This window comes from Dyella sp. 01L423 (assembly GCF_056399945.1).
In genome coordinates this window covers 862805-884408 of record NZ_JBFTSI010000002.1, presented here as the reverse complement: position 1 = coordinate 884408, position 21604 = coordinate 862805, and the positions used below count along the sequence as shown (strand labels likewise).

The 21604-nt window shown below is 61.9% G+C and carries 21 protein-coding genes; 15 read left to right on the top strand and 6 right to left on the bottom strand.

Annotated elements, in window-relative coordinates; all coding sequences use genetic code 11:
* Position 1 precedes the first annotated feature (1 nt).
* The 5 genes from AC1DMY_RS10555 to AC1DMY_RS10535 all read right to left on the bottom strand — a co-directional run bounded on the left by AC1DMY_RS10555 (position 2) and on the right by AC1DMY_RS10535 (position 3476).
* Positions 2–874 (bottom strand): FAD:protein FMN transferase, encoded by an 873-nt coding sequence (locus AC1DMY_RS10555; RefSeq protein ID WP_477164902.1) that lies wholly within the window; start codon positions 872–874, stop codon positions 2–4.
* Entirely contained in the window at positions 843–1373 is a 531-nt protein-coding gene (locus AC1DMY_RS10550; protein WP_477164901.1) for an FMN-binding protein, read from the bottom strand. The genes AC1DMY_RS10555 and AC1DMY_RS10550 overlap by 32 nt, the downstream gene beginning before the upstream one ends.
* 63 nt (positions 1374–1436) lie before the next feature.
* Entirely contained in the window at positions 1437–1580 is a 144-nt protein-coding gene (locus tag AC1DMY_RS10545) for a hypothetical protein (protein ID WP_477164900.1), read from the bottom strand.
* 90 nt (positions 1581–1670) lie between these two features.
* Positions 1671–2372 (bottom strand): DUF6662 family protein, encoded by a 702-nt coding sequence (locus tag AC1DMY_RS10540; protein WP_477164899.1) that lies wholly within the window; start codon positions 2370–2372, stop codon positions 1671–1673.
* A 492-nt stretch (positions 2373–2864) separates the two neighbouring features.
* Positions 2865–3476 (bottom strand): FMN-dependent NADH-azoreductase, encoded by a 612-nt coding sequence (locus AC1DMY_RS10535; RefSeq protein ID WP_477164898.1) that lies wholly within the window; start codon positions 3474–3476, stop codon positions 2865–2867.
* A gap of 189 nt (positions 3477–3665) precedes the next feature.
* On the opposite strand from AC1DMY_RS10535, the gene pdxR reads away from it, so the two are divergent.
* The 6 genes from pdxR (at position 3666) to AC1DMY_RS10505 (ending at position 9510) form a co-directional block, all read left to right on the top strand.
* The gene (gene pdxR / locus AC1DMY_RS10530) at positions 3666–5087 is read left to right on the top strand and encodes a MocR-like pyridoxine biosynthesis transcription factor PdxR (protein WP_477164897.1); all 1422 of its coding nucleotides are present in this window, start codon (positions 3666–3668) and stop codon (positions 5085–5087) included.
* 126 nt (positions 5088–5213) lie between these two features.
* Positions 5214–5669: a carboxymuconolactone decarboxylase family protein gene (locus AC1DMY_RS10525; RefSeq protein WP_477164896.1), complete on the top strand. Its 456-nt coding sequence runs from the start codon at positions 5214–5216 to the stop codon at positions 5667–5669.
* Between the two features lie 179 nt (positions 5670–5848).
* Positions 5849–6169 carry a quaternary ammonium compound efflux SMR transporter SugE gene (gene sugE / locus AC1DMY_RS10520; protein WP_477164895.1) on the top strand — a complete coding sequence of 107 codons (321 nt, stop codon included), beginning with the start codon at positions 5849–5851 and terminating at the stop codon, positions 6167–6169.
* Positions 6170–6582: 413 nt separating this feature from the next.
* Positions 6583–7311 (top strand): ZIP family metal transporter, encoded by a 729-nt coding sequence (locus AC1DMY_RS10515; RefSeq protein ID WP_477164894.1) that lies wholly within the window; start codon positions 6583–6585, stop codon positions 7309–7311.
* Positions 7308–8228 (top strand): CDP-diacylglycerol diphosphatase, encoded by a 921-nt coding sequence (locus AC1DMY_RS10510; RefSeq protein ID WP_477164893.1) that lies wholly within the window; start codon positions 7308–7310, stop codon positions 8226–8228. Before AC1DMY_RS10515 ends, AC1DMY_RS10510 begins: the two co-directional genes overlap by 4 nt.
* A 67-nt stretch (positions 8229–8295) precedes the next feature.
* The gene (locus AC1DMY_RS10505) at positions 8296–9510 is read left to right on the top strand and encodes a phospholipase D-like domain-containing protein (RefSeq protein WP_477164892.1); all 1215 of its coding nucleotides are present in this window, start codon (positions 8296–8298) and stop codon (positions 9508–9510) included.
* 16 nt (positions 9511–9526) lie between these two features.
* On the opposite strand, the gene AC1DMY_RS10500 is transcribed toward AC1DMY_RS10505, so the two are convergent.
* Positions 9527–10303 (bottom strand): TetR/AcrR family transcriptional regulator, encoded by a 777-nt coding sequence (locus AC1DMY_RS10500; RefSeq protein ID WP_477164891.1) that lies wholly within the window; start codon positions 10301–10303, stop codon positions 9527–9529.
* Positions 10304–10564: 261 nt separating this feature from the next.
* Between AC1DMY_RS10500 and AC1DMY_RS10495 the strand changes: the two genes are divergently transcribed.
* From AC1DMY_RS10495 to mdcB, 9 genes are all read left to right on the top strand, one after another.
* A complete protein-coding gene (locus tag AC1DMY_RS10495) occupies positions 10565–12721 on the top strand; it encodes a TonB-dependent receptor (protein ID WP_477164890.1) in 2157 nt (718 codons plus the stop codon).
* Positions 12722–12735: 14 nt separating this feature from the next.
* Positions 12736–14991, top strand: a complete 2256-nt coding sequence (locus AC1DMY_RS10490; RefSeq protein WP_477164889.1) for a GH92 family glycosyl hydrolase — start codon at positions 12736–12738, stop codon at positions 14989–14991.
* A gap of 59 nt (positions 14992–15050) precedes the next feature.
* Positions 15051–16184, top strand: coding sequence for a phosphatidylinositol-specific phospholipase C1-like protein (locus AC1DMY_RS10485; RefSeq protein WP_477164888.1), 1134 nt, complete (start codon positions 15051–15053; stop codon positions 16182–16184).
* Positions 16185–16419: 235 nt separating this feature from the next.
* A complete protein-coding gene (gene mdcA / locus AC1DMY_RS10480) occupies positions 16420–18066 on the top strand; it encodes a malonate decarboxylase subunit alpha (protein ID WP_477164887.1) in 1647 nt (548 codons plus the stop codon).
* 11 nt (positions 18067–18077) lie between these two features.
* A complete protein-coding gene (mdcC, locus tag AC1DMY_RS10475) occupies positions 18078–18395 on the top strand; it encodes a malonate decarboxylase acyl carrier protein (protein ID WP_477164886.1) in 318 nt (105 codons plus the stop codon).
* A complete protein-coding gene (locus AC1DMY_RS10470; RefSeq protein WP_477164885.1) occupies positions 18392–19339 on the top strand; it encodes a biotin-independent malonate decarboxylase subunit beta in 948 nt (315 codons plus the stop codon). The genes mdcC and AC1DMY_RS10470 overlap by 4 nt, the downstream gene beginning before the upstream one ends.
* Complete coding sequence (mdcE, locus tag AC1DMY_RS10465) at positions 19326–20051, top strand: biotin-independent malonate decarboxylase subunit gamma (RefSeq protein WP_477164884.1); 726 nt, start codon at positions 19326–19328, stop codon at positions 20049–20051. Before AC1DMY_RS10470 ends, mdcE begins: the two co-directional genes overlap by 14 nt.
* The gene (gene mdcG / locus AC1DMY_RS10460; protein ID WP_477164883.1) at positions 20026–20700 is read left to right on the top strand and encodes a malonate decarboxylase holo-[acyl-carrier-protein] synthase; all 675 of its coding nucleotides are present in this window, start codon (positions 20026–20028) and stop codon (positions 20698–20700) included. The genes mdcE and mdcG overlap by 26 nt, the downstream gene beginning before the upstream one ends.
* On the top strand, positions 20697–21602 hold the full coding sequence (mdcB, locus tag AC1DMY_RS10455; protein ID WP_477164882.1) for a triphosphoribosyl-dephospho-CoA synthase MdcB: 906 nt from the start codon (positions 20697–20699) through the stop codon (positions 21600–21602). The genes mdcG and mdcB overlap by 4 nt, the downstream gene beginning before the upstream one ends.
* The last annotated feature ends 2 nt before the right edge of the window (positions 21603–21604 follow it).

Here is a 21604-nt window from a genome sequence, read left to right as displayed (position 1 = left end):
GTCACGAGGGTAGTTCTCCCAGAACCGTCCATTGGCCGGTGCTGTCCTGCAAATAGGCCGTGGCGCCATAGTGGCGCAAGATGGAGTCGCTCTGCCTACCCAGTGCCAAGACCACTTTGGTGAGTGCGTCGGCATGGATGCAGTGCGCGCTGACGACACTCGTGCAGCGATCCAGCCCGGAATCCAATCCGTTCCGGCCATCGAGATGTACGCCCTGGTGCTCGAAGGCACGGCCCGTGCTCGTGGCGACGGCCGCTTCTCCCAGTTCGATGACGGCAAAGTGATCCGATGAAAAGCCGCTATTGATGGCAACGCGATGCGGCCCTTCTCCTATCATGCGAAGGTCGCCGCCGGCATCGACGCAGCCACGCGTAACGCCGGCCGCGCGCAAGGCCCTGATGGCTTGATCGACGGCGTAGCCTTTGGCGATGCCGCCCAGGTCAATCCACAGCGACCGGTGCAGACGCACGCCATCTTCGAGCAGCTCGATGTCGCGCCACGTGGCAGAGGCGTCGGGTGCTCGACTTTCCCCAGGCGGCGGCAAGAAGCCACGCTTTACCAGCTGCGCGCCAACAGTGATGTCGAATACGCCATCGGTCAGTTCGGCGAGCCTTGTGGCTTCACGCAAGACCGCGAGCGTTGCTTCGTCCACGCCAACACGAACGCCTACGGTCGCTCGATTCAAGCGAGAGAGGTCGCTCGCCGGCTCGTGGAAGCTCATTCGCCCGTGAACGTGCGCAATCGCCGCGAAGGCCTCGCTGATGGCAGCGTGGACGCGCGCAGGGTCGTCCTCGCCCTCCACACGGATGACGACGGTGGTACCCAGCCATGGCTGGGCACGTTCAACCGTTGGTGTGGGCAAGTACAAGCTCATACATGGCAAGAAGGCGCTTCACACCATCTGTCATATGACGGCTGGATAGCGTGGCTCCGGAGATGTTCTTGATGTCGTCGTTGAGCTTCAAGGGAGAGGCATGCGTCTTGCCCACAAACTGCGCCCGCCAGGCTTCGTTGCGCACTTGATCGCCATAAGCCTCCCGGTACTCGAGAATCTCGACCGACTTGACGGCACCATGCTCGTCGATGGCCAGGGCAAACGGAATGAACTCATGTTTGCCCACCACCTGGTCGGCGATAAACCATCCTCCCGTGGAAGCGCGCCATGCCTTGATCTGTGGGGAGAGCACGTTGACGTCGCTGGCTCGCTCTACGCTCTTCACTTGTTCGGGCGTCAGCGTGAGGGGCATGGGAGTAAGCGAGGCGCCTGGAAACATCAGCGCCTGCGCCTGCTCGACGCTTAGATAGACCGTCGCCTGCACAGGGGCTGCGATGACCAGAGCGGCCACGGGAACAAGTAGGAAGCGATGATTCATGCTGATCGTGTCCGGATACCTGGAAAAAGAGCCATCTGTGCAAACGAAGGGCTTGCCGCAAGCTTAGAAATAGTAGCCAAGCTTCAACCGGAATCGATACTTCTCGAAATCATCGGCATTCGTGATGCCATGGACAACGAAGCTTTCGTCCGCCGGATTGGCGTAGTCACGCGCGCCATGCAGCTGGAATAGCGTCGTGAAAGTCATGAAGAAGTGGCGGCCGCCGTAGTGAAGGGTAGGACCTGCGTACCATGCCACGTTGGTTCGCTTGTTCGATTCGAACGGATTAAAACCCGCCTATTCGCGCTCATTCTGCACCTCCGCACCCACCGACCAGTTGGGCGCAAAACGATAGCTGCCGGCAAGGCCAAAATTGACGTCGGTTTCCTTGTCCCAATGATCACGGTAGTCGTCCGACGTGGGATCCGCAGTGGGGTCGCCGTGCAGATAACGCTTCTCCTGACCAATCGTCGTGTTGAAGGCAAACACAAGGCGATCGTCGAGGAAATTCGACTGGAGGATCAGGCGAGTTTCGAGTTCCTGCGTGCGCGGCCCCAGCGAAGGCTCGATATAGACGGCAGCGCCTACCGGCGACGTGTACGGGCTGGCGAACCGATAGATCGCCTCCAGCGAGAAACTCTCCAAACGGCTGCGGCTCCACGAACCTTCCGAAGGAACGTTGTAGTCGGCGAACACTTCAGGCGGGGCCGTGCTGCCATCGGGTACGTTGCCGTCGACCTTGGTCCACGCCAGATTCATGTATCCGGACAACTGGAGCTTGTCGGACACGCCATAGGAGTACTCGGTACGGGTCTGCAAAAGGTGGAACGTTCCCTGCGAACGTCCTTCGCGCAGAGTGGCCCATTGCTCCAATTCACTCTTGTCCTTGGGCAGGGTGTCGGTCGTGTAGATGTAGCCGAAAAGAGGTTCATCAGCGTGAGCGGCAGGCATGGTGGCCATGCCCGCCAGCAGGGCGAACGTCAGCAGTCGTATCTTCATGGTTGTCCCCGACAAGTAATTGCTTCCCTGGCGATACCGATCAGCAAGATCACGCATCTATATAAGAATCGTTCTCATTCTTCTTTCTGTCGTAATACCTTGTCAAGGCTGGAGATGTGATAGACGCCCATCTGGCCGGCGCTGCTAAGGCATGGCTAAGTTTCTGCAGGGAACCGGCGATGCCTCATCGGAGAAGGCGTAAGTAATGGCGTTTTCGAGGAGGTCGCCGCATGGGCGTTATGGCGCGGAGTGGCTTCAAAGTGCCGCTTCGCGGGGCGGCCCGCTTCGGGCGGCGCGAGGGGGCATTGCCCCTTCGTCTACTGTCTGGCCCAGTGCAGGGCTGCACCGCGGCGGTCTCGCAGGCGCAGGACTGACACGGTGACGATGACATTCCTGCGCCCACACGATGCGTTCGATCCACCTGAATTCAGGCGGATCGCCGGCAAATGCGTACTCGCTTGCGTGACAGGTCAGTGTCGTCGGGGCGTTCTCTTAAGCAGACAGCGGATGGAAATAGTCCTGCAGAGCCCGATCTGCACCGTCTCTCGCCCCTGCCAGTGCCTCGGCGCCAAAGGCTGTGCCCTGGACGGACAGGAATTTCAGATCGCGCAAGCCGATGATGGCGAAGACGGCCTTCAGATACGGCGTGAGGAAATCCGGCTGGCGCGTGCCGTCCTCGGCGAATCTTCCGCCCGAGGAGATGGCGACGAAAACCGGCCGGTCGGCAAGCAGCGGTACTTTCCCGTGAGGACTCACGTTGAACGTCCAGCGCACGCGAACCACGTGGTCGATCCATGCCTTCAGCGCGGAAGGCACGGTGAAGTTGTGCATGGGCGTTCCCACGACCACGATATCGGCGTCTTGCAGTTCCCTGATCAGTTCTGCCGACGTTGCGGCGGTGCCTTCCTGGGAGACATCCTCGGTCGCGTGCTGGGAGATCGCGTAGTTTTCATCGACATGCGACAGCGAGCCGTCACCGATCATTCGATGGATCACGGTCGCAGCCGGATGCTTTTCCAGCAGTTGGTCCACGATTTTTCGCGAAAGCCGGTAGCTCTCGGCGGCCCGCCCACGGGGGCTGATACTGACGTGAAGAATATTCATGCGGGTGCCTTGGGGTACAGGAGTAGCCTTCATCCTACAAACGGCGTGACCTCTATCGAAGGTCCATAAGTGGAACTTTCATATGGGCCATGATCAAGCCATCCGCCTGGCGTAGCCGATCTGCATAAGGCGCACCTGATTTCCGGCGGTACACTCCGTTCTTGAACAAACTGTGTGATCGACTAGTCCATGAACGTGACCCGAAACAGCGGACTGTCGCCGTTGGACCCTGCGGCGACTGAGCCTTTCTACCGGCAGATCTACGACCGGTTTCGCAGCGCCATTGCCAACGGATTGCTTAAGCCTGGCGACCGCATACCCTCGGCACGCGCGCTGACCAAGGAGCTGGGTCTGGCAAGGGGGACGATCGAGACCGCCTATTCGCTGCTGGCTGCGGAGGGCTACATCCAGGCCCGCGGCCAGGCGGGAACCATCGTGACGCCGGGACTGACGCCACACATCCCGATGGCGGACGCAGTACTTCGCACGGATCCTCCCACTATCGCGACCAGCTTCCGTCCCGACTCGGTCCTGCCATTCCAAATGGGTTTACCCGCATTGGACGCGTTTCCCAGAAAGATCTGGGCACGCCTTGGCGCGCGTTGCATACGTGCGATGCAGCCGTCGGACATGGTCCATCCTTCCGTATTGGGCTTGTACGGCCTGCGCGCCGCCATTGCTGCCTATCTTCAGGTCTCACGCGGCATCGACTGTTCTCCTGCGCAGGTTTTCGTGACGTCGGGATATCGTCATACGCTCGAACTGATCGCACATGCCTTGCTCAAGCCCGGCGATCGCGTCTGGAACGAGAATCCCGGCTACCCGCCCACGCGGGACTTGCTGGAGTTGATGCGCATGACCTGCGTGCCGGTACCGGTGGATGCGGACGGGATGATCGTTTCTGAAGGCTTGAAATTGGCTCCCCGTGCGCGCGCCGCTGTCGTCACGCCTGGGCACCAAAGTCCGCTGTGTGTATCCCTGTCGCTTCCACGGCGGCTGGCGTTGCTGGACTGGGCCACACGAAACCAAGGCTGGATTATCGAGGACGATTACGACGGCGAGTATCGGTACGTCAGTCGCCCTCTGCCTGCCTTGAAAAGTCTGGATCGGGATGGGCGCGTGCTTTACGCGGGTACGTTCAGCAAGGTGCTTTTGCCTGCGCTTCGGCTTGCCTATCTGGTCGTGCCGCCGGAGCAGGTACAACGATTCGAAGACGTCAGCCGCACTTTCGTTGGCGGCAGTCCGCAGCTTACGCAAGCCATCGTCACTGCGTTTATCGCGGAGGGACACTTCGCGCGTCACATCCAGCGTATGCGCAAGCTCTATGCCGAGCGTCGAGAGGCGACCGCAGCCGGCCTGGAGAGCGTGCTGCACAAATACATGCGCATCGACCCTCAGCCCGGGGGAATGCACCTGATCCTGCGGCTCAGGGGAGGGCGGTCGGATCGCCGGCTTGTTGCACGCATGCGTGACGAGGGTTTGTACGGTGAAGCGTTGACGGATTGGATGGTGGGCAGCAGGGGACCCTCGGCCTTGTTGCTCAATTTCACCAATATTGGCACTCAGCGTGCGGCTGAGGCGCTAGGTAAACGCTTCTTGAAGTTGGTGTAGCGAGCGATCGGCAATCAGCGATCGGGAAAAATCATGGCCTATAAGAAAGCATCATTCTTGGTTCTTTTTGGGTGAGCCACGTTGCCGCACGATGTAATCCTCCAACAACAAGCGAAGGGTTACATCATGAGCAACCGCATCGACTACGCCAAAGTGTCGCCCGAGGGATACAAAGCCTTCGGTGGCGTGTACGCATCCCTCTTGAAATGTGGGCTCCCGCAGGAGCTGGTCAATCTCGTCTATCTGCGCGTTTCCCAGATCAACGGGTGTGCGTACTGCATCGACATGCATTCCCGCGACCTGATCAAGGGCGGCATCAGCATCGACAAGCTAGTCCTGGTGCCGGTATGGCACGACGCGGGCAAGGTGTTCTCTCCCCGCGAGCGAATTGCACTGGGCTGGGCCGAGAGTGTGACGCGCGTTGCCGAGACCGGCGTTCCGGAGGCCGACTACGCGGCCGCGGCTGCCGAGTTCAGCGACAAGGAGCTTGCGGATCTCACCTACGCGATCGGCTTGATGAACGCGTTCAATCGCTTCGGTATCGCATTTCGCTCGACGCCCGCCGCTGCTGCAGCCGCCTGATCGGCGCCTCGATCGATGGCTGGACGTGCAACTGCTTGGCTCGCTGATCTACGGCGCAGTTTGGCCTGTCCAGCGCCACCCACGGCTTGATACCTGAGCGGCCCATCGGACTGCCATGGGTTTGCCGATCACTTCGCCGGGTCATGGTGCCCGGCGAATCCACGAAGGGTTCTGTACTTATGTCATGGCTACTGCTCACGATTGCCGGCGTCTTCGAAATCGCCTTTGCACTCTGCATGAAATGGTCCGAAGGATTCACGCGACTGGGGCCGGCGTTGCTGACGATCTTTGCCGGCCTGTTGAGCGTCTTTCTGCTTTCGTACTCGCTGCGTACGCTGCCGGTGGGCACGGCTTACGCCGTCTGGACGGGCATTGGCGCGGCGGGCACAGCCATTCTTGGCATCGTGATCCTGGGCGATTCCATGGCGCCGATGAGGGTGCTGTGCATCGGCCTGATCCTGGCCGGCGTCATTGGGCTCAAAATCGTTTCGGGAAACTGAGAATGCCGGCGTCGCGACTTGCGCAGTCGCATGGATTTACGAGCGCCCAGGCCGCAATCGCCTCTCCAGGTGCGCCATGACTTCCGGCAGGGCTGCATCTGCCGTGCCGGTGCATCATCATTATGTTATAACATAACATCTAGAGTTGGCGTCGATGGAGGCGAGAAGTGGAGGCTTGGCCAACGCACCGCCGCGCAGTGAAGGCGAGGCGATGGGTCGTGTTTTGGATGAGAGATTTCATTTCATCGGAAGCGATTGCGTTTCGATGCGACCAGCCATGGAGCGGCAGCCGTCGTGTCGACGAGGTAGCCATCAGCAGAACTATCGCCCCCCAAGGAATCTGCGGTGACCAGGTTTAAGGGCATGGATGTCGTCAAGCAACGGCCAATTGGGACGTCTCAGTGCATGCTCGTTTGATCGAAATCGTTGTGGCGTCCCTCGTTCTCGCGGCGACGTCGTTGTTCTCACGTGTCGTTGTATGGATGCCCGGTGGCATCCGGACTCGCTGGCTGCCGTGGCTCCAGGCGATCGCCGTGGGCTTGCTCATCGGCGACAGCCTGTTGCATCTCTTGCCGCACGCCTTGAAGTCACATGACGACCTGAGCGAGATCATGCTCGCCTTTGTCATTGGCGCGACGTTTCTCGCTTTGGTCGAAAACGTCGTTCGGGCCCACCGCATGAATGGAAGCGTGGTCACGCCCGCTGCACGGATGACGCTCGCCAGCGATTTTATTCACCATGCGGTCGACGGGATCATCCTGGCAGGCGCTTTCTTGGCGAGCCGTACGGCCGGATATGCAGCGCTTGCCGCCATCGCGATCCACGAGATACCCCGTGAGATGGCCAGCGCTGGCGTGCTCGTTTCCAATGGCTATGATCCGCGGCGCGCCTTCGTTCTGTCGCTTGCCATGGCCCTCGCCGTGCCTGCGGGGGCGTTGGCTGTAGCAGCGACGTTGCCATCGGAAAAGGTCGCAGCGTTGACGGCGGCGTTTGCCGCCGGCTCCATCCTGTACGTCGCTCTGGCGGACATCCTTCCCGCGGCCTGGCTCAAGGCAACCGGAAATGCACGGTTGGCGCCAGCCATCGGCATTGCTGCTGGCGTCGTGTCCATGTGGCTGTTGGCACGAGGCGAACGGGGATGATGGCCCGCGCGTACCGGAAGACACGGCTGTCCTCAATTTGTCTCGCTCTCGTCCTGGCAAGCCTTGCACAGGAAGTCTTTGCCGATAGTCCGTTGCCAGAGCCAGAGCCAGAGGGCAGCAGAGACCGAAATGCGCTTTGGAAGAAGGTAGCTCAAGTCTGCGCGCCTTCAACGGCCTCTGGCGCCCACTCACCATCGCCTTGCATCGAAGTTCCAGGGGAGGGCGGCCATGGCGGCTACGTCATCCTGAAGGATCAGATCGGGCGCTATCAGTACCTGCTGATTCCCCTTGACCGCATCAGCGGTGTGGAAGATCCGGCATTGCGGAAGGACCGCGTGCCCAACTATTTCGCGCGAGCCTGGGACGCGAAGCAATATGTGGAAGCGGCGTTGCAGGGCCCTCGTCCGCGCGACCAACTGATGCTTGCCGTGAATTCCCGCTATGGAAGATCACAGGATCAGCTCCACATCCATATCGATTGTGTGCGGACGGATGTGCACGAAGTTTTGCAGCATCTGATTCCTGCCTTGGGCACCCAGTGGCAGAAGCTGGCCCAGCCGCTGCCTCCCTTTGGGCATGCCTATGCCGCCCGATGGGTGGACGGCGCATCGTTATCGGATGACCCCTTCAAGTCGTTGGCGACATCACTCCCGCCGGGCGACTCAATGGATCTTCATGGCCTCGCTGTCGTCGGAGCGCGAGCGCCGGACGGCCACCCGGGATTCATCCTGCTCAGCATCAAGGCGTCCCTGGACCGGGGCAACCGCGGCAGTGCCGAGGAATTGGAAGATCACCAATGCGCGATCGCAGGTGAATCGCTTCACGCCAATACCGTCACTGCGCTTCCCTTGAAGCATCACGAGCCATCGCATGAAACCGTCTCAAGCAAAGAAATCATTCTGTTGGGTCCTCGCTAAGGAGCGAAGCATGGGGTCAAGTACGCTAAAGCTGACGTGCGCATGCATGGTCTTGGGGCTATCGTCGTTGTCGATCGTTGCTGCAAAGCCTGTTGCGCGCTCGCCCGAGGCTGACTTTCAGATCGTAGAAAGCGTGCCGGAGGCAACGTTCTATGGCGAACCAGGCGTGCCGCGCACGCAGGCCATCTGGCTGCAGATGATCCGCTCTGCCCACAAGGGCATCGATGTGGCTGCGTTCTACATCGCAGACAAGCCGGGCGGCGGGGCGCTTTCGCCTGTATTGAATGCACTTGCCGAGCGCGCCGCGGCGGGGGTCGCCGTGCGGGTACTGGTGGATCACACGTTTCTCAAGAGCAACCAGGAGGGCGTGGATCGCCTGCGTCAGGTGCCCGGCATCACGATCCGCGTTCTTCCCGTGGACGAATTGACGGGTGGCGTGCTGCACGCCAAATACATGGTGATCGACAACGAGGCTGTGTTTATCGGCAGCCAGAACTGGGACTGGCGAGCCCTTGAACAGATCCACGAAATTGGTGCGCGCATTCGCAATGAGCGCTTTGCAAAAACCGTGGAAGCGTCCTTTGAATTCGACTGGCAACTGGCCGGCCATCCGGATTTGCCCAAGGCCGCCCAGGCAGCGCAGGCTTCGCCCGACTTCACGCCTGTCACCGAAGACAATCCCGTCGTTCTCCAGGATGGCGGTTCTTCACCGATCACGGCTTTCCCGGCTTTCAGTCCGTCATCGCTCATTCCCACGTGGGTCAGCAGCGAAGAGGGGGCATTGATGCATATGATCGATGCGAGTCAGCACGTCTTGCGCATACAGGTCATGACGCTGTCGGCGATCAAACAGTACGGCGCCAAGGGCTGGTGGTCTAGCCTGGATACAGCCATTCGCGATGCGGCCGCGCGAGGCGTGGACGTCCGTATCATCGTCGGCGACTGGTCTCTCACTGAGCCCGCGCAGTCCTACCTGAAAAGCCTGGCGTCGCTACCCAATATCACCGTGAAGTTCAGCCGCGTCCCGCCATCGCCGAGCGGATTTATTCCTTACGCGAGAGTGGAGCACGCCAAGTATGCCGTCGCGGACGACGACAAGTTGTTCATTGGCACGGGCAACTGGGAGTGGAGCTACTTCCATACCACCGTGGATGTGTCGGTGCGCGTGAATGGGAAGTCAGCGGCCGGCACCTTGACATCGATCTTCGATCGCGATTGGAGCGGCGGCTACGTTACAACGATCGTTCCCGGCGAAAGCTACCAGTCGCCACGAACACATTGAATGCAGGAAGGTGCGATCAGCGTTGCCGCGTTTTGCGCGCGGCAGACGCCGTTTTCGGTTTGAGCTGCTTCTTCGGGACCGCCCGCTTCTTCAGTGCGCCCGCATAGGCCTCCTCGTTTTCCACGAACTTGTCGTAGTAGCGAACAATCATCTCCGCTACTTCGGCATTGATAAGGTCGCCGTCGAGCTGCGGGTTGTCGATGACCATTTCCGTGGCGGCGTACATCACTTCGGTGGACAGGCGCATGGAGAGGCGCAGCGCCGCTTCATCCGCATGCGGATAGCGTCCGCGCAGTGCCTCGTAGCTGGTCTCGGTGACGGACTCGTGCGAATCCAGGCGGATATGCCGCAGCGTGGGCACCGCACGCAAGGCGCGCATGATCCAGGCCGATCCGGGAAAGGCCATGGTGGCGGCATTGATGCGCGACTGCATGTCGCGCAGGCCGCGCGTGGTGGCCTCGCGCGAGCCGTCGTAATCGAGTTGTTGCTCCGCTTCCAGCCATTCGCGATAGGCGCGGTTCTGGCATGCCATCAGGCGTTCGCCGAGCTCCTTGAGGATGGCGTACTTGTTGGGGAAATAGCGATATAGCGCCGGCGGGCTGATGCCGGCTTTCTCGCACACCATATTGGTGGACAGCCGTTCCACGCCCACGTCGCCGAGCAGCTGTGCGGTGATCTCGAGGATCAGCTCAAACGTTTCCACGGAGCGTTGCTGCACCGGTTGCTGCTTGGTGTCCAGATTGATCTTTGCCGCGCGTGGTGCAGTTTTCTTCGCGGCCTTGCGGGTGCCCATGCCTATTCCTTGTTGGTCGAACGCGTGTGGTCGATGACGGAGCGTGCGGCGACATTAGCAGTCTTCAATACTCATGCGCATGCGTTGCCGCAATGCCATGCCTCTTGCGTCGCCACATGAGCGTCAACTTGCTGTCATGACCGAAAGATAGCTTTCGCTACTCTTTTCCATCGTCGCACATTTCAGCAGCTCCGACACGATCCCCGGGCCAGAACGGCTCCGTGGCGGGTGACTGCGTGCCAACAAAGGAGTCTGTCGTTCATGCGTCAAGCAATCCGTCTCGGCCTGGGCGTGGCTGCCCTTGCCGCCGCCTGCGGCGTGGCCGCGCAGGACGCGCGCAATCTGCAGGGTATTTCCGTGTCGGCTGCGGTCGACGATCCCAATGCTGCGCCACCGGGCACGGCATCCGCGCTGGCGCCCTCGCAGGCGAGCCTGTCGGAACTGGAGCCGCAATCCATCCTCAACCGCAACTACATCCAGACCATTGCGTCGCCGAAGGACGATTACCTCGCGCTGCTCGAACTCACGCCGTCGGCAATCAATGCGTCGCCGAATGGTGCGGGCTTCTCCAGCAAGAGCGGCACTGTGCGCGGTTTCCAGGACGGCGAATACGACGTCAGTTTCGACGGCATTCCGTTTGGCGACCCGGGTGCGTTCGGTCATGCGACCACGGCATTCTTTCCCGCGCCATCCTTGGGCGAAGTGGTGGTTGATCGCGGCCCCGGCACCGCCAGCAATCTCGGCAATGCGACCTTCGGCGGTACCGTGGCCTTGTACTCGGCGCCCACCACGGACAAGCCCTCCGGCCAGCTTTCGACCATGTATGGCAGCGGCAACACCTGGCAGGTGGCGGGCGAGGGCAACACGGGAACGTTCGGAAGCCTCGGCACGCAGGCATCGGTGAACTATAGCCATCTGGAAACGGACGGCCTGCTCGACAACGCCGGCCTGAAGCAAGACAACGTGCTGTTCAAGATCAAACAGCCCTTGGGCGACCACACCACGCTCACCCTGGTGGCCGATTACAACAAGGTCAACTGGAACACCTTCACCGCGCAGCCGCGCAAGCAGACCGACCGCTACGGCATCGATTTCGGCGGCCTGACCGACGATCCCGACACGCAGGGTTTCTACAAGTACGACGTGGACGATCGCCACGCGGATTTCGAGTACCTGCAGCTGCACGGCGACTACAACAGCTGGCGCCTGGACAACAAGCTCTACACGTACAGCCTGCGCGATGGCGGTCCCGGCGGCGTAGACCTGCTGGGCAATACGCCCAACCAGGCGCTGCTGCCGCACGGCGGTGTGCCCGGCGCGATCAACCACAGCGCCTATCGTGCGTGGGGCGACATGTTGCGCGCGGAGAAGGATCTCGGCAGCGGCTGGCTCGACAGCACTTTGCGCGCCGGTATCTGGGCAGAGCACGCATACCAGAGCCAGCACGAGGTGACGGTGGATCTCTCCAGCATGACGCCGCGCACGCTGGCCGGCACGCCGAACGACCAGATCATCGACACCAATGCCCACTCCAACACCACGCAGAGCTACGTGGAAGTGGAATGGCGGCCGGTCGACAACCTGAGCATCGTGCCGGGTCTCAAGCACGTGGACTTCGACCGCACACTGGATGGCGTTTCCAACTTCCTGCCCGTGGGCGGAAGCGGCCACTTCAGCACCAACCTGGGTGCGGTGGCGATGAACTATCGCTTCAGCCCCAACCTGTCCGGCTATGCGCAGTGGGCGGAGGGCTTCCAGGCGCCGAAGGTGACGATCCTGCAGGGCGACGGCAGCCAAGTCGATCCGCAGACCACCAAGAACTACCAGGCCGGCCTGGTGTGGAAGACGGAGGAGACCGTCGCCGACATCGACGTGTATTACATCGACTTCGGCAACCTGGTGAACAGCGTCGAAGAACCGATTGGTCCAGGCGGTTCGCTGATCAGCGTGTACTTCAACCAGGGCGGCGTGATCTACAAGGGCATCGAGGCCGAGGTCACGCGCGTGCTCGGCCATTCGGGTTTCAGCTTCACCGCCAACGGCAGCCTCAACAGCGCGTATTCGAAAACCACGGGCCTGCAGATTGCCAATGCGCCCAGTTCCACGGCCGATGTCGGTTTCATCTACGACCGCGGCCAGTTCTATGGTTCGTTCCTGACCAAGTACGTCGGTGCGCGCTACACGGCCACCGGCGAGACCAGCGGCGCCAACTACAACCCGAACGCGCGGTTGCCGGCGTACAACTATACGAACCTGAATCTCGGTTACCGGTTCATGCCTGATCTAAGACTGCAACTTTCGTTGAATAACCTGTTCGACCATCGCAGCGTCATCCAGGGCAACGGCGCGGCGACCAATCCGACGTTCTATTACCTGTCCGGACGCAACTACACCGTCCAGATGACCTATACGTTCTGAAGAAGACAGTCGACATGATCCCGATGAAACGCTATCCACTACTGCGCAAGGCCTTGCGCATTGCCATCTTTGGCCTCGCCACACTCGTTCCGACAATTCCCGCGATGGCCGCCGATCACGCGGCGGACGTCGATCCCCTGATCGGCGAGGACTGGTTCGGCGAAGTGTTCGTCGGCGCCACCACGCCGTTCGGCATGGTCAAGCTTGGCCCTGACATCCGTGGCTTCGGCGCGCGCAAAGGTTTCCAGAGCGAAGGCGACATCCGCGGGTTCAGCCATCTGCACCTGAGTGGCGGCTCCGGCAAGTACGACAACATCCGCGTCGCGCCGGTCACGGGCACGCTCAATCCCAAGGACATCCATTCGCCGCGCAGCGGCGAGCAGGCAAGTGCCGGCTATTACGCGGTCAACCTGGATCGCTACGGCCTGAAAGCCGAGCTGACCGCGACGCGTCGGGTGGGCATGCATCGCTACACCTTCGCGCAGGCCGGCGATGCGCACATCACGCTGGATATGGACCTGCTGGAGAAGGGTACGGGCGAGGAAACGCAGCGCTTCCTCGGCGGTGAGATGTCGGTCGTCTCGCCGAATGAGATCGTCGGCGTGGGCCGCTACATTGGCGGTTGGAACGAAGGCGGCGAGTACGAGGTGTATTTCGACCTGATCACCGACACGCCTTCGCAAGGCGCGCAGACGTGGCTGGGCGACACCTTGAGCGCCACGCCGAAAGCCAGCACCGACACCGACCGCCCGCTGGGCGCCTCGCTGGACTATCGCGTCGCGGCGGGGCAGACGATCCAGGCGAAGGTGGGCATTTCCTTTGTCAGCGCGCAGCAGGCACACCGCAATGCGGCCGAGGAAGTGCGCAACTGGCGCTTTGACGACGTACGCGACGCCGCCGTGGCCCAGTGGAACAAAGCGTTGGGCCGCATCGAGATCGGCGGAGCGACGGAGTCGCAGCGCCGCCAGTTCTATACCGCGCTGTACCACACCATGATGATGCCGTCGGACCACACCGGCGAGAATCCAAAGTGGTCCTCGAAAGAGCCGTACTACGACGACTTCCAGGCGATCTGGGACACCTTTCGCAGCGATGCGCCTCTGCTGATCCTGATCGCACCGGATCGCCAGCGCGACATCCTGCGTTCGCTGATCGACACCTATCGTCACGCCGGATACATGCCCGATGCGCGCGTGGGCAACGACAATGGCCGCACGCAGGGCGGTAGCAATGCCGACGTGCTGGTCGCCGATGCTTATGTGAAAGGGCTCGGCGGCATCGACTACGCCACGGCGTTGAAGGCGATGGAGAAGGACGCACAGGTGCCGCCCGCCAATGCACGCAAGGAAGGACGTGGCGGCCTGGAGTCGTACAACGCGCTCGGCTACATCGCACAGCCGACCGAACGCGCCGGTTCGCGCACCGTCGAATACGCTTATGACGACTTCGGCATCGCCGAAGTGGCCTGCGGGCTCGGTCATGCGAAGGACGCCGAGCTTTACAAATCCCATGCCGGCAACTGGGCGAACCTGTGGGATGCCTCGTGGCAGCAGGAGGGTGTGAATGGTTTCCTGCGTCCGCGCAATGCGGATGGAAGCTGGGCGCCGCAATACCTGGTGCGTCGCGGGACCTGGCCGGATTTCTACTATGAAGGCGACCTGTGGACGTACTCGCTCTACGCGCCGCAGGACGGTCGCAAGCTGGTGCAGCTGTCGGGCGGCAATGAGGCCTTCGTCAAGCGGCTGGATGCCTTGTTCGACGGCCTGCATTTCGACATCACCAACGAGCCGGGCTTCCTGATTCCCGACCTCTACCTGTGGGCAGGGCGTCCGGACCGCACCGCGGATCGTCTGCTGACGTATCTGCACAAGGCATTCAAGGATTCGCGCGACGGCATTCCGGGCAATGACGATTCCGGTGCGATGTCCAGCTGGTATGCGTTCCAGTCGATGGGCTTCTATCCGAACGCGGGGCAGGACGTGTACCTGATCGGCACGCCGTCGTATCCGCGCGTGGATATCGACCTCGGTGGCGGCCACACCTTCACCATCGTCGCGGACAACCTCGACGGGCACAGCGTGAATCGCTATATCCAGTCGGCCACGCTCAATGGCCAGCCGCTGGACAACGCGTGGTTCCGTCACGGCCAGATCGCCAAGGGCGGTACGTTGAACCTGGTCATGGGGCCGGCACCGTCACGCTGGGGCACCACGACACCGCCACCCTCGCTGTCCGATGCCGGCTTCGCGCTCTGCACGGCCAAGCGTTGATTCCTTGCTTCGCGCCGGCGAATCCGGCGCGGTCTCCACACGATTCCAGGATGTTCCCCATGCTTCTGCGTCATTCCATTTCATGGTCGCTGTTTGCGCTGACTGCCGTGGCGCTGGTGTCGCCGGCCGCCGCCGACGATGCGTTGCGCATCAACCAGATCCAGGTCATCGGCACGCACAACAGCTATCACATGGGCTTCGCGCCCAGCGCCACGCGCCTGATGCAATCGGAAGCGCCGCAGGCGCTCGCCGCCATCGACTACAGCCATCCGGCGCTGACCAAACAGCTTGACGATGGCGTGCGCCAGATCGAGCTGGACGTGTTTGCCGACCCCAAGGGCGGTAAGTACGCGCATCCGTCGATCTCGCACATGATCGATCTGGCCGGGCTGCCGGACGATCCGCCCTTGGCGGCGCCGGGCGTGTTCGACCAGCCCGGTTTCAAGGTGATGCATATTCAGGACATCGACCAGCGCAGCACCTGCCAGCCATTCACCGCCTGCCTGAGCGAAGTGCGCGCGTGGTCAAAGGCACACCCGGGCCACGTGCCGATCTTCATCCTTGTTGAAACGAAAGAAGGCGCCTTGCAGGCGAAGATTCCCAGCGTCACGCCGGATCCGTTCACGCCTGCGGTGTTCGACGCGCTGGACAAGGAAATCGCCTCTGTCTTCGCCGCCGACGAAATCATCACCCCCGATCAAGTGCGCGGAAGCCACGCCACGCTGGACGAGGCCGTGCGCGAAGGCGGCTGGCCGACGCTGACCAAAGCCCGCGGCAAAGTGGTGTTCTTGCTCGACCAGCGCAAAGCGGAGTCCACCTATCTCGAAGGGCATCCGGTGCTGAAAGACAGGCTGATCTTCACCAACGCCACACCGGGCGCACCTGACGCAGCCTTCACTGAATGCAACGAGTGCAGTGCGCCGCAGATCAACGAGCTGGTCCATCGCGGCTATCTGGTGCGCACGCGCTCTGACGATCCGGAGCAGGGGCAGGGCAAGCGCAACGACGGCACCCGCCGCGACGCGATCATCAATAGTGGCGCGCAGATGGTCAGCACTGACTATCCTGCGGGCGAGCCGTCCGATCATGGCTATCAGGTGGGCTTGCCCGGTGGCGTCGCCGCCCGTTGCAATCCTGTGCTCGCGCCGGATGCATGCAAGGGCAAGACGCTGGAGAAGCTTGCCAAGCATTGAGTCGGCCAGGTGGCCTGTTGCCAACCCGGCGGGCCACCGCATGGCGCAGCTGCACTTGCGTCGGGTCTCATCGAGGATCCCTCTGAATCCCCTCTGATAACTTCATAAATCCAAGTCGTTCCGCGAGTTAGGATCTTTCCATCGAGTGCGAGGCATGGCGCAGCGGGCTTTCTGGCCGCGGACCCCAATGCTCTCGCTTGTCGGCGGAAGGCCTGAAATACGCGGAGGATTTGGTATGACCGTCTGGAACAGCGCGCAGCGCCTGCGCGATGAAAGAATACGTGCAGGAGCGACATACGCTCAGGGCAAGCGCGTCGCCAAGGCGGACGCCACGGCCTTGCTCGAGGCGGTCATTCGACCCGGCGATCGCGTCTGTCTTGAAGGCGACAACCAGAAGCAGGCCGACCTTCTGGCGAGCGCGCTGGCTGCGGTCGACAAGGTCAGGATCCATGACCTGCATATGGTGCAATCGGGGGTGGTGCTTCCCGAGCACCTGGATCTCTTCGAGCTCGGCATCGCCAGGCGCCTCGACTATGCCTATTCGGGGCCGCAGTCCCAGCGCATCGCCAAACTGCTTTTTGCGGGCAAGATCGAGCTTGGTGCGATACACACGTATCTTGAGCTTTTCGCACGTTATTACGTCGACCTCACGCCCCAGGTGGCATTGATTGCCGCCGTCAGCGCCGATCGCGAGGGCAATCTCTACACGGGACCCAATACCGAGGACACCCCGGCCATCGTTGAAGCCACCGCGTTCAAGGACGGGATCGTCATTGCGCAAGTCAACGAGATCGTCGACAAACTTCCCCGTGTCGATATCCCGGGTGACTGGGTGAATTTTGTCATCGAAAGCGGCAAGCCGTTCTACGTCGAGCCGCTGTTCACGCGGGATCCCGGCGCCATCACCGAAACGCAAATCCTTACCGCCATGTTGGCCATCAAGGGCATCTACGGGCCTTATGGCGTGCAACGCCTCAATCACGGCATTGGCTTCAACACGGCTGCCATCGAGCTGTTGCTGCCTACCTACGGCGAACGCCTGGGGTTGAAGGGAAAAGTGGCAAGCCATTGGGCGCTCAATCCGCATCCCACGTTGATCCCCGCGATCGAATCGGGCTGGGTGCAGCAGGTCCACAGCTTTGGTTCGGAAGTGGGCATGGATGCCTATATCCAGGCGCGGCCCGACGTATTCTTCACCGGCCCCGATGGTTCCCTGCGCTCCAATCGCGCCATGAGCCAAACCGCCGGCCTGTATGCCTGCGACATGTTCATCGGATCCACCTTGCAGATCGACCTGCATGGCAATTCATCCACCGTCACCGCTGACCGCGTGGCGGGCTTTGGCGGCGCTCCCAACATGGGCAGCGACGCGCGTGGCCGGCGCCATCCCAGCCAGCCCTGGTTGCAGGCGGGCAAGGAGGCCGACCCCGATAGTCCCGCGCCGTTGCGCCGAGGACGAAAGCTGGTCGTGCAGATCGGCGAGACGTTTGGCGAGAAGAACGCTCCCATGTTCGTCGAGCAACTGGACGCCCTGAAACTGGCTGCAAAGCTCGACCTGGAACTGGCGCCCGTGATGGTCTATGGCGACGACGTCACCCACATCGTCACCGAGGAGGGTATCGCCAACCTGCTGCTGTGCCGGAGCAACGACGAGCGTGAGCACGCCATTCGCGGCGTCGCAGGCTATACCGACGTAGGGCGGGCGCGCGACAAGAAACTCGTGCAGCAATTGAGAGAGCGCGGCGTGATTCAACGCCCGGAAGATCTGGGCATCGATCCCCTGGACGCCGACCGTCGCTGGCTCGCAGCCCGTTCCATCAAGGATCTGGTGCAGTGGTCCGGCCATTTGTACGCACCGCCGTCCAAATTCCGAAATTGGTGAGGAGACCCATCGTGGAAACACTCAACTACCGCAGCAAGGCGCAGCAGCGCGCAAAGGGCACCAGAAGCCAGGCCATCGTCGGCGTGGTGGCCTCGGGAAATCTGGAGGTTCTGGTCGAACGCATACTTCCCGACGGGGAGTGTGAAGTGGCCATTCGCACCGCCGCAGAAGGTTTCGGCGACGTGTGGCAGGCCGTGATTTCCGACTTTGTCGAACGCAGGTCGCCGGGCGGACTGAAGCTCTCCATCAACGACGGCGGGGCGCGCCCCGACACGGTCGCGCTTCGACTGGCGCAGGCCGTGAGCGCCATGGAAGGAGAGCGCACATGAGCACCGTTGCCCTGGACAATACCAAGACCGAGCGCCAGTCCCTTGCATCAACCGATAGCTGGTACGAAGCCTCGGCGAGGCAGCGCGTAGAAGGTCTTCTCGACGCGAACAGCTTCGTGGAATTCATCGGCCCGGAGATGCGCGAGACGAGTCCGCACCTGGCACTGTTCAATCTGCCCGAGCAGTTCGACGACGGCATGATCGTGGGACTCGGCCGGATCGATGGCGCGCCCGTGTTCGTTGCCGCGCAGGAAGGCCGCTTCATGGGCGGCGCCTTTGGCGAAGTGCACGGCGCCAAATTGACGGGACTGTTGCGTGCCGCTCGCGATATCGCTTCGGTGCCGCTACTTATCCTGTTCGACACCGGCGGCGTGCGCCTGCAGGAAGCGAATGCCGGTGAGCTGGCGATTGCCGAGATCATGCGAGCCTTGATGGAAGCACGCTTCGCCGGCGTGCCGGTAGTGGGCTTGGTGGGTGGCCGTTCGGGATGCTACGGCGGCGGTGGATTGATTGCCGGCTCCTGTTCGGCCCTGGCGGTATCGGAGCAGGGGCGAATCAGCGTCTCAGGACCCGAGGTCATTGAAACCAATCGTGGGGTAGAGGAGTTCGACTCCAAGGATCGCGCCCTGGTATGGCGCACCATGGGCGGCAAGCATCGGCGCCTGATCGGCGGTGCGGAAGTGTTCGCCGACGACACCATCGAAAGCTTCCGGGATGCAGCACGCTATCTCATCGAGCTTGTGTCGCCACCGACCCTTGACACACTGGAGGCGGAGCAGGCTCGCCTCACCCGGCGTATCCGCGACTTTGGCGCGTGCGCCGATGCGCTCGACGTCTGGCGCTCACTGGGTGCAACCGAACCGGAAAGCATCCCCGCCATGTCCCACGAAACATTCGTTGTGCTCGCCGATCGACTTCAGGAGCTTCGTCATGACGCTCGATAAGATTCTTGCATCGCTGTTTCCCCATGGCCACGACGTCGTGCGCGAGAGTGGCTTGATATCCGGGCGGGGCCCACTCCCGAAGGGCGGGTCGATTGCCGTGATAGGCGTCGAAGGCCAAACGCCGGTGGGCGTGGAAGAGGCCGCCCGGCTCGCTGGCAACGTCATCGAAGTCATCAAGTCAGGTGGCAACGAGCCCATCCTGGTGTTGATCGACAGCGGCAGCCAGCGCATGAGCAAGCGCGACGAGCTCCTTGGCATCAACGAGTTCCTGGCTCATCTGGCGAAGTGCCTGATGCTCGCCGACAAGCTGGGGCACCGCACGATCGGCTTGCTCTATGGCCACACAGCGGCGGGAGCATTCATCGCCACGGCGCTGGCAACGCGCACGTTGCTCGCGCTACCCGGTGCGGAGCCCGCCGTGATGGATCTTCCCTCCATGTCGCGCGTGACCAAATTGTCCATCGAAGTGCTCGAGGAGAAGGCCAAGTCCACACCGGTCTTCGCGCCTGGACTGGACAACCTGTTTCAGACGGGCGCCGTGGCCGTCACGCTGGACCCGGACAATTCCCTGTCCGATCAACTGCAGGTGCAACTGTCCCGTCCGGTCGAGCGGGATGACAACCGCGACCAGCTCGGTGCGGAGCGTAACGGTCGTCCCAAGGCTGCCGACATCGCGAGGCGTGTCCATGAACTTGCACGCGCTGCAGTCTGATCCGCTGTTGCAACGGCATCGGCTCGTTCACGTTCGATCCGCTGCCTGGAGCGCGTGGCTCGCGTCGCACAGCGATCTGGCGAACGAGCCGTTGTTGCCCGGCTGGGTCGATCGTGGCTGGCCGCTCATCGTGCGTCGTCCCGCGCCCGGCGACGGCGGCGGACTGCCGCTTGGCCTGCCGCTGCCGCCTTCGGCAGGCAAGCGTCGCATCGCCGTACAGATGGCAGCCGACGATATCGTTGCAACAATCCCGTTACCCACGTTGGCCGAATGCGTCGATACGGCACCGGCCGCCTGGCAACTGAGCCTGCGGGAACTGGCGAATCACGCCAGGGCGTACGGTGTGGAGGCTCGCGTGTTCGGTAGCCTGGCATGGCAGCGGCTGACCGGTCTGACGTATCTGAGTCCGGGCTCCGACCTCGATATCGTTTGGACACTTCCTGATCGCCATCGGATCAACTGGTTTCTTTCGGATCTGGCCGAAATCGATTCGCGCGCTCCGGTACGAATCGACGGTGAACTTCTGCGCGCCGATGGCGCCGGCGTGAATTGGCGCGAACTGCACTCCGGCGTGCCTGAAGTAGCCCTCAAAACTGCGGCTGACGTGATCCTCTGTCAGCGGGAATCGTTTATTGGAATCCGCTCATGAATGCTCGCCTGTCCGCAGCGTTGAATTTTCCGATTGCTGACCACTCGCCTGTTCAATCATTCCAGGAGCGCGTGGCGGCATGCGCCGAGCGCAGCTTGATACTGGAAATCGAGACGTGGCCAAAGCCCGGCCTGGTGAGTCATGTCGACACGGGAAGCCATGTGGATATGGACGCCGACACCTTCAGGCGAAGCGCAGCGGCTCTGCGGCCTTACTTCGCCGCCTTGGTCGACGCAGGCATGCACAATGCATCCATGCCAACGCTCCGCAAGATCGGCTTGCGCGCCGAACGCGCCATGCTCTCGGCTACCGGCGGCGTGAATACGCATCGCGGCGCCATCTTTGGCATTGGCTTGCTCTGCGCGGCGGCCGGCCTGCGAGAAGCTGGCCTTGTCGATGGGAGCGAAGAACTTGGCGCCATGGTCAAACGTCGGTGGGGCAGGGAGATCCTAGCCGGCCCGAGACTCCCCGATAGCCATGGCGAAATAGCCGGCGCGCGCTATGGTGCCGGCGGTGCGCGCCAGGAAGCCGCGCAAGGTTTTCCCAGCGTCTATCAGGTTGGACTGCCTGCACTGCGCGATGCGCAATACCTGGCGCCGGGCCAGCATGAAGCGGCACGCGTGCAGGCGTGCTTCGCATTGATTGCCGCTGTCGAAGACACCAATCTATTGCATCGCGGCGGCGCGGAGGGTTTGCGTTTTGCGCAGCAAGCGGCGCAGGCCTTTCTCGACCAAGGCGGCGTCGGCGATCCTGCATGGCAAGGACGGGCCGAACACATTCATCGAGCGTTTGTCCGGCGTCGGCTCAGTCCGGGCGGCGCGGCTGATCTTCTCGCCATGAGCGTCTTCGCGATGGATCTGGAGCGGCGGCCATCGCTTCGCTCTACCGTCGAGATGGCATAGCG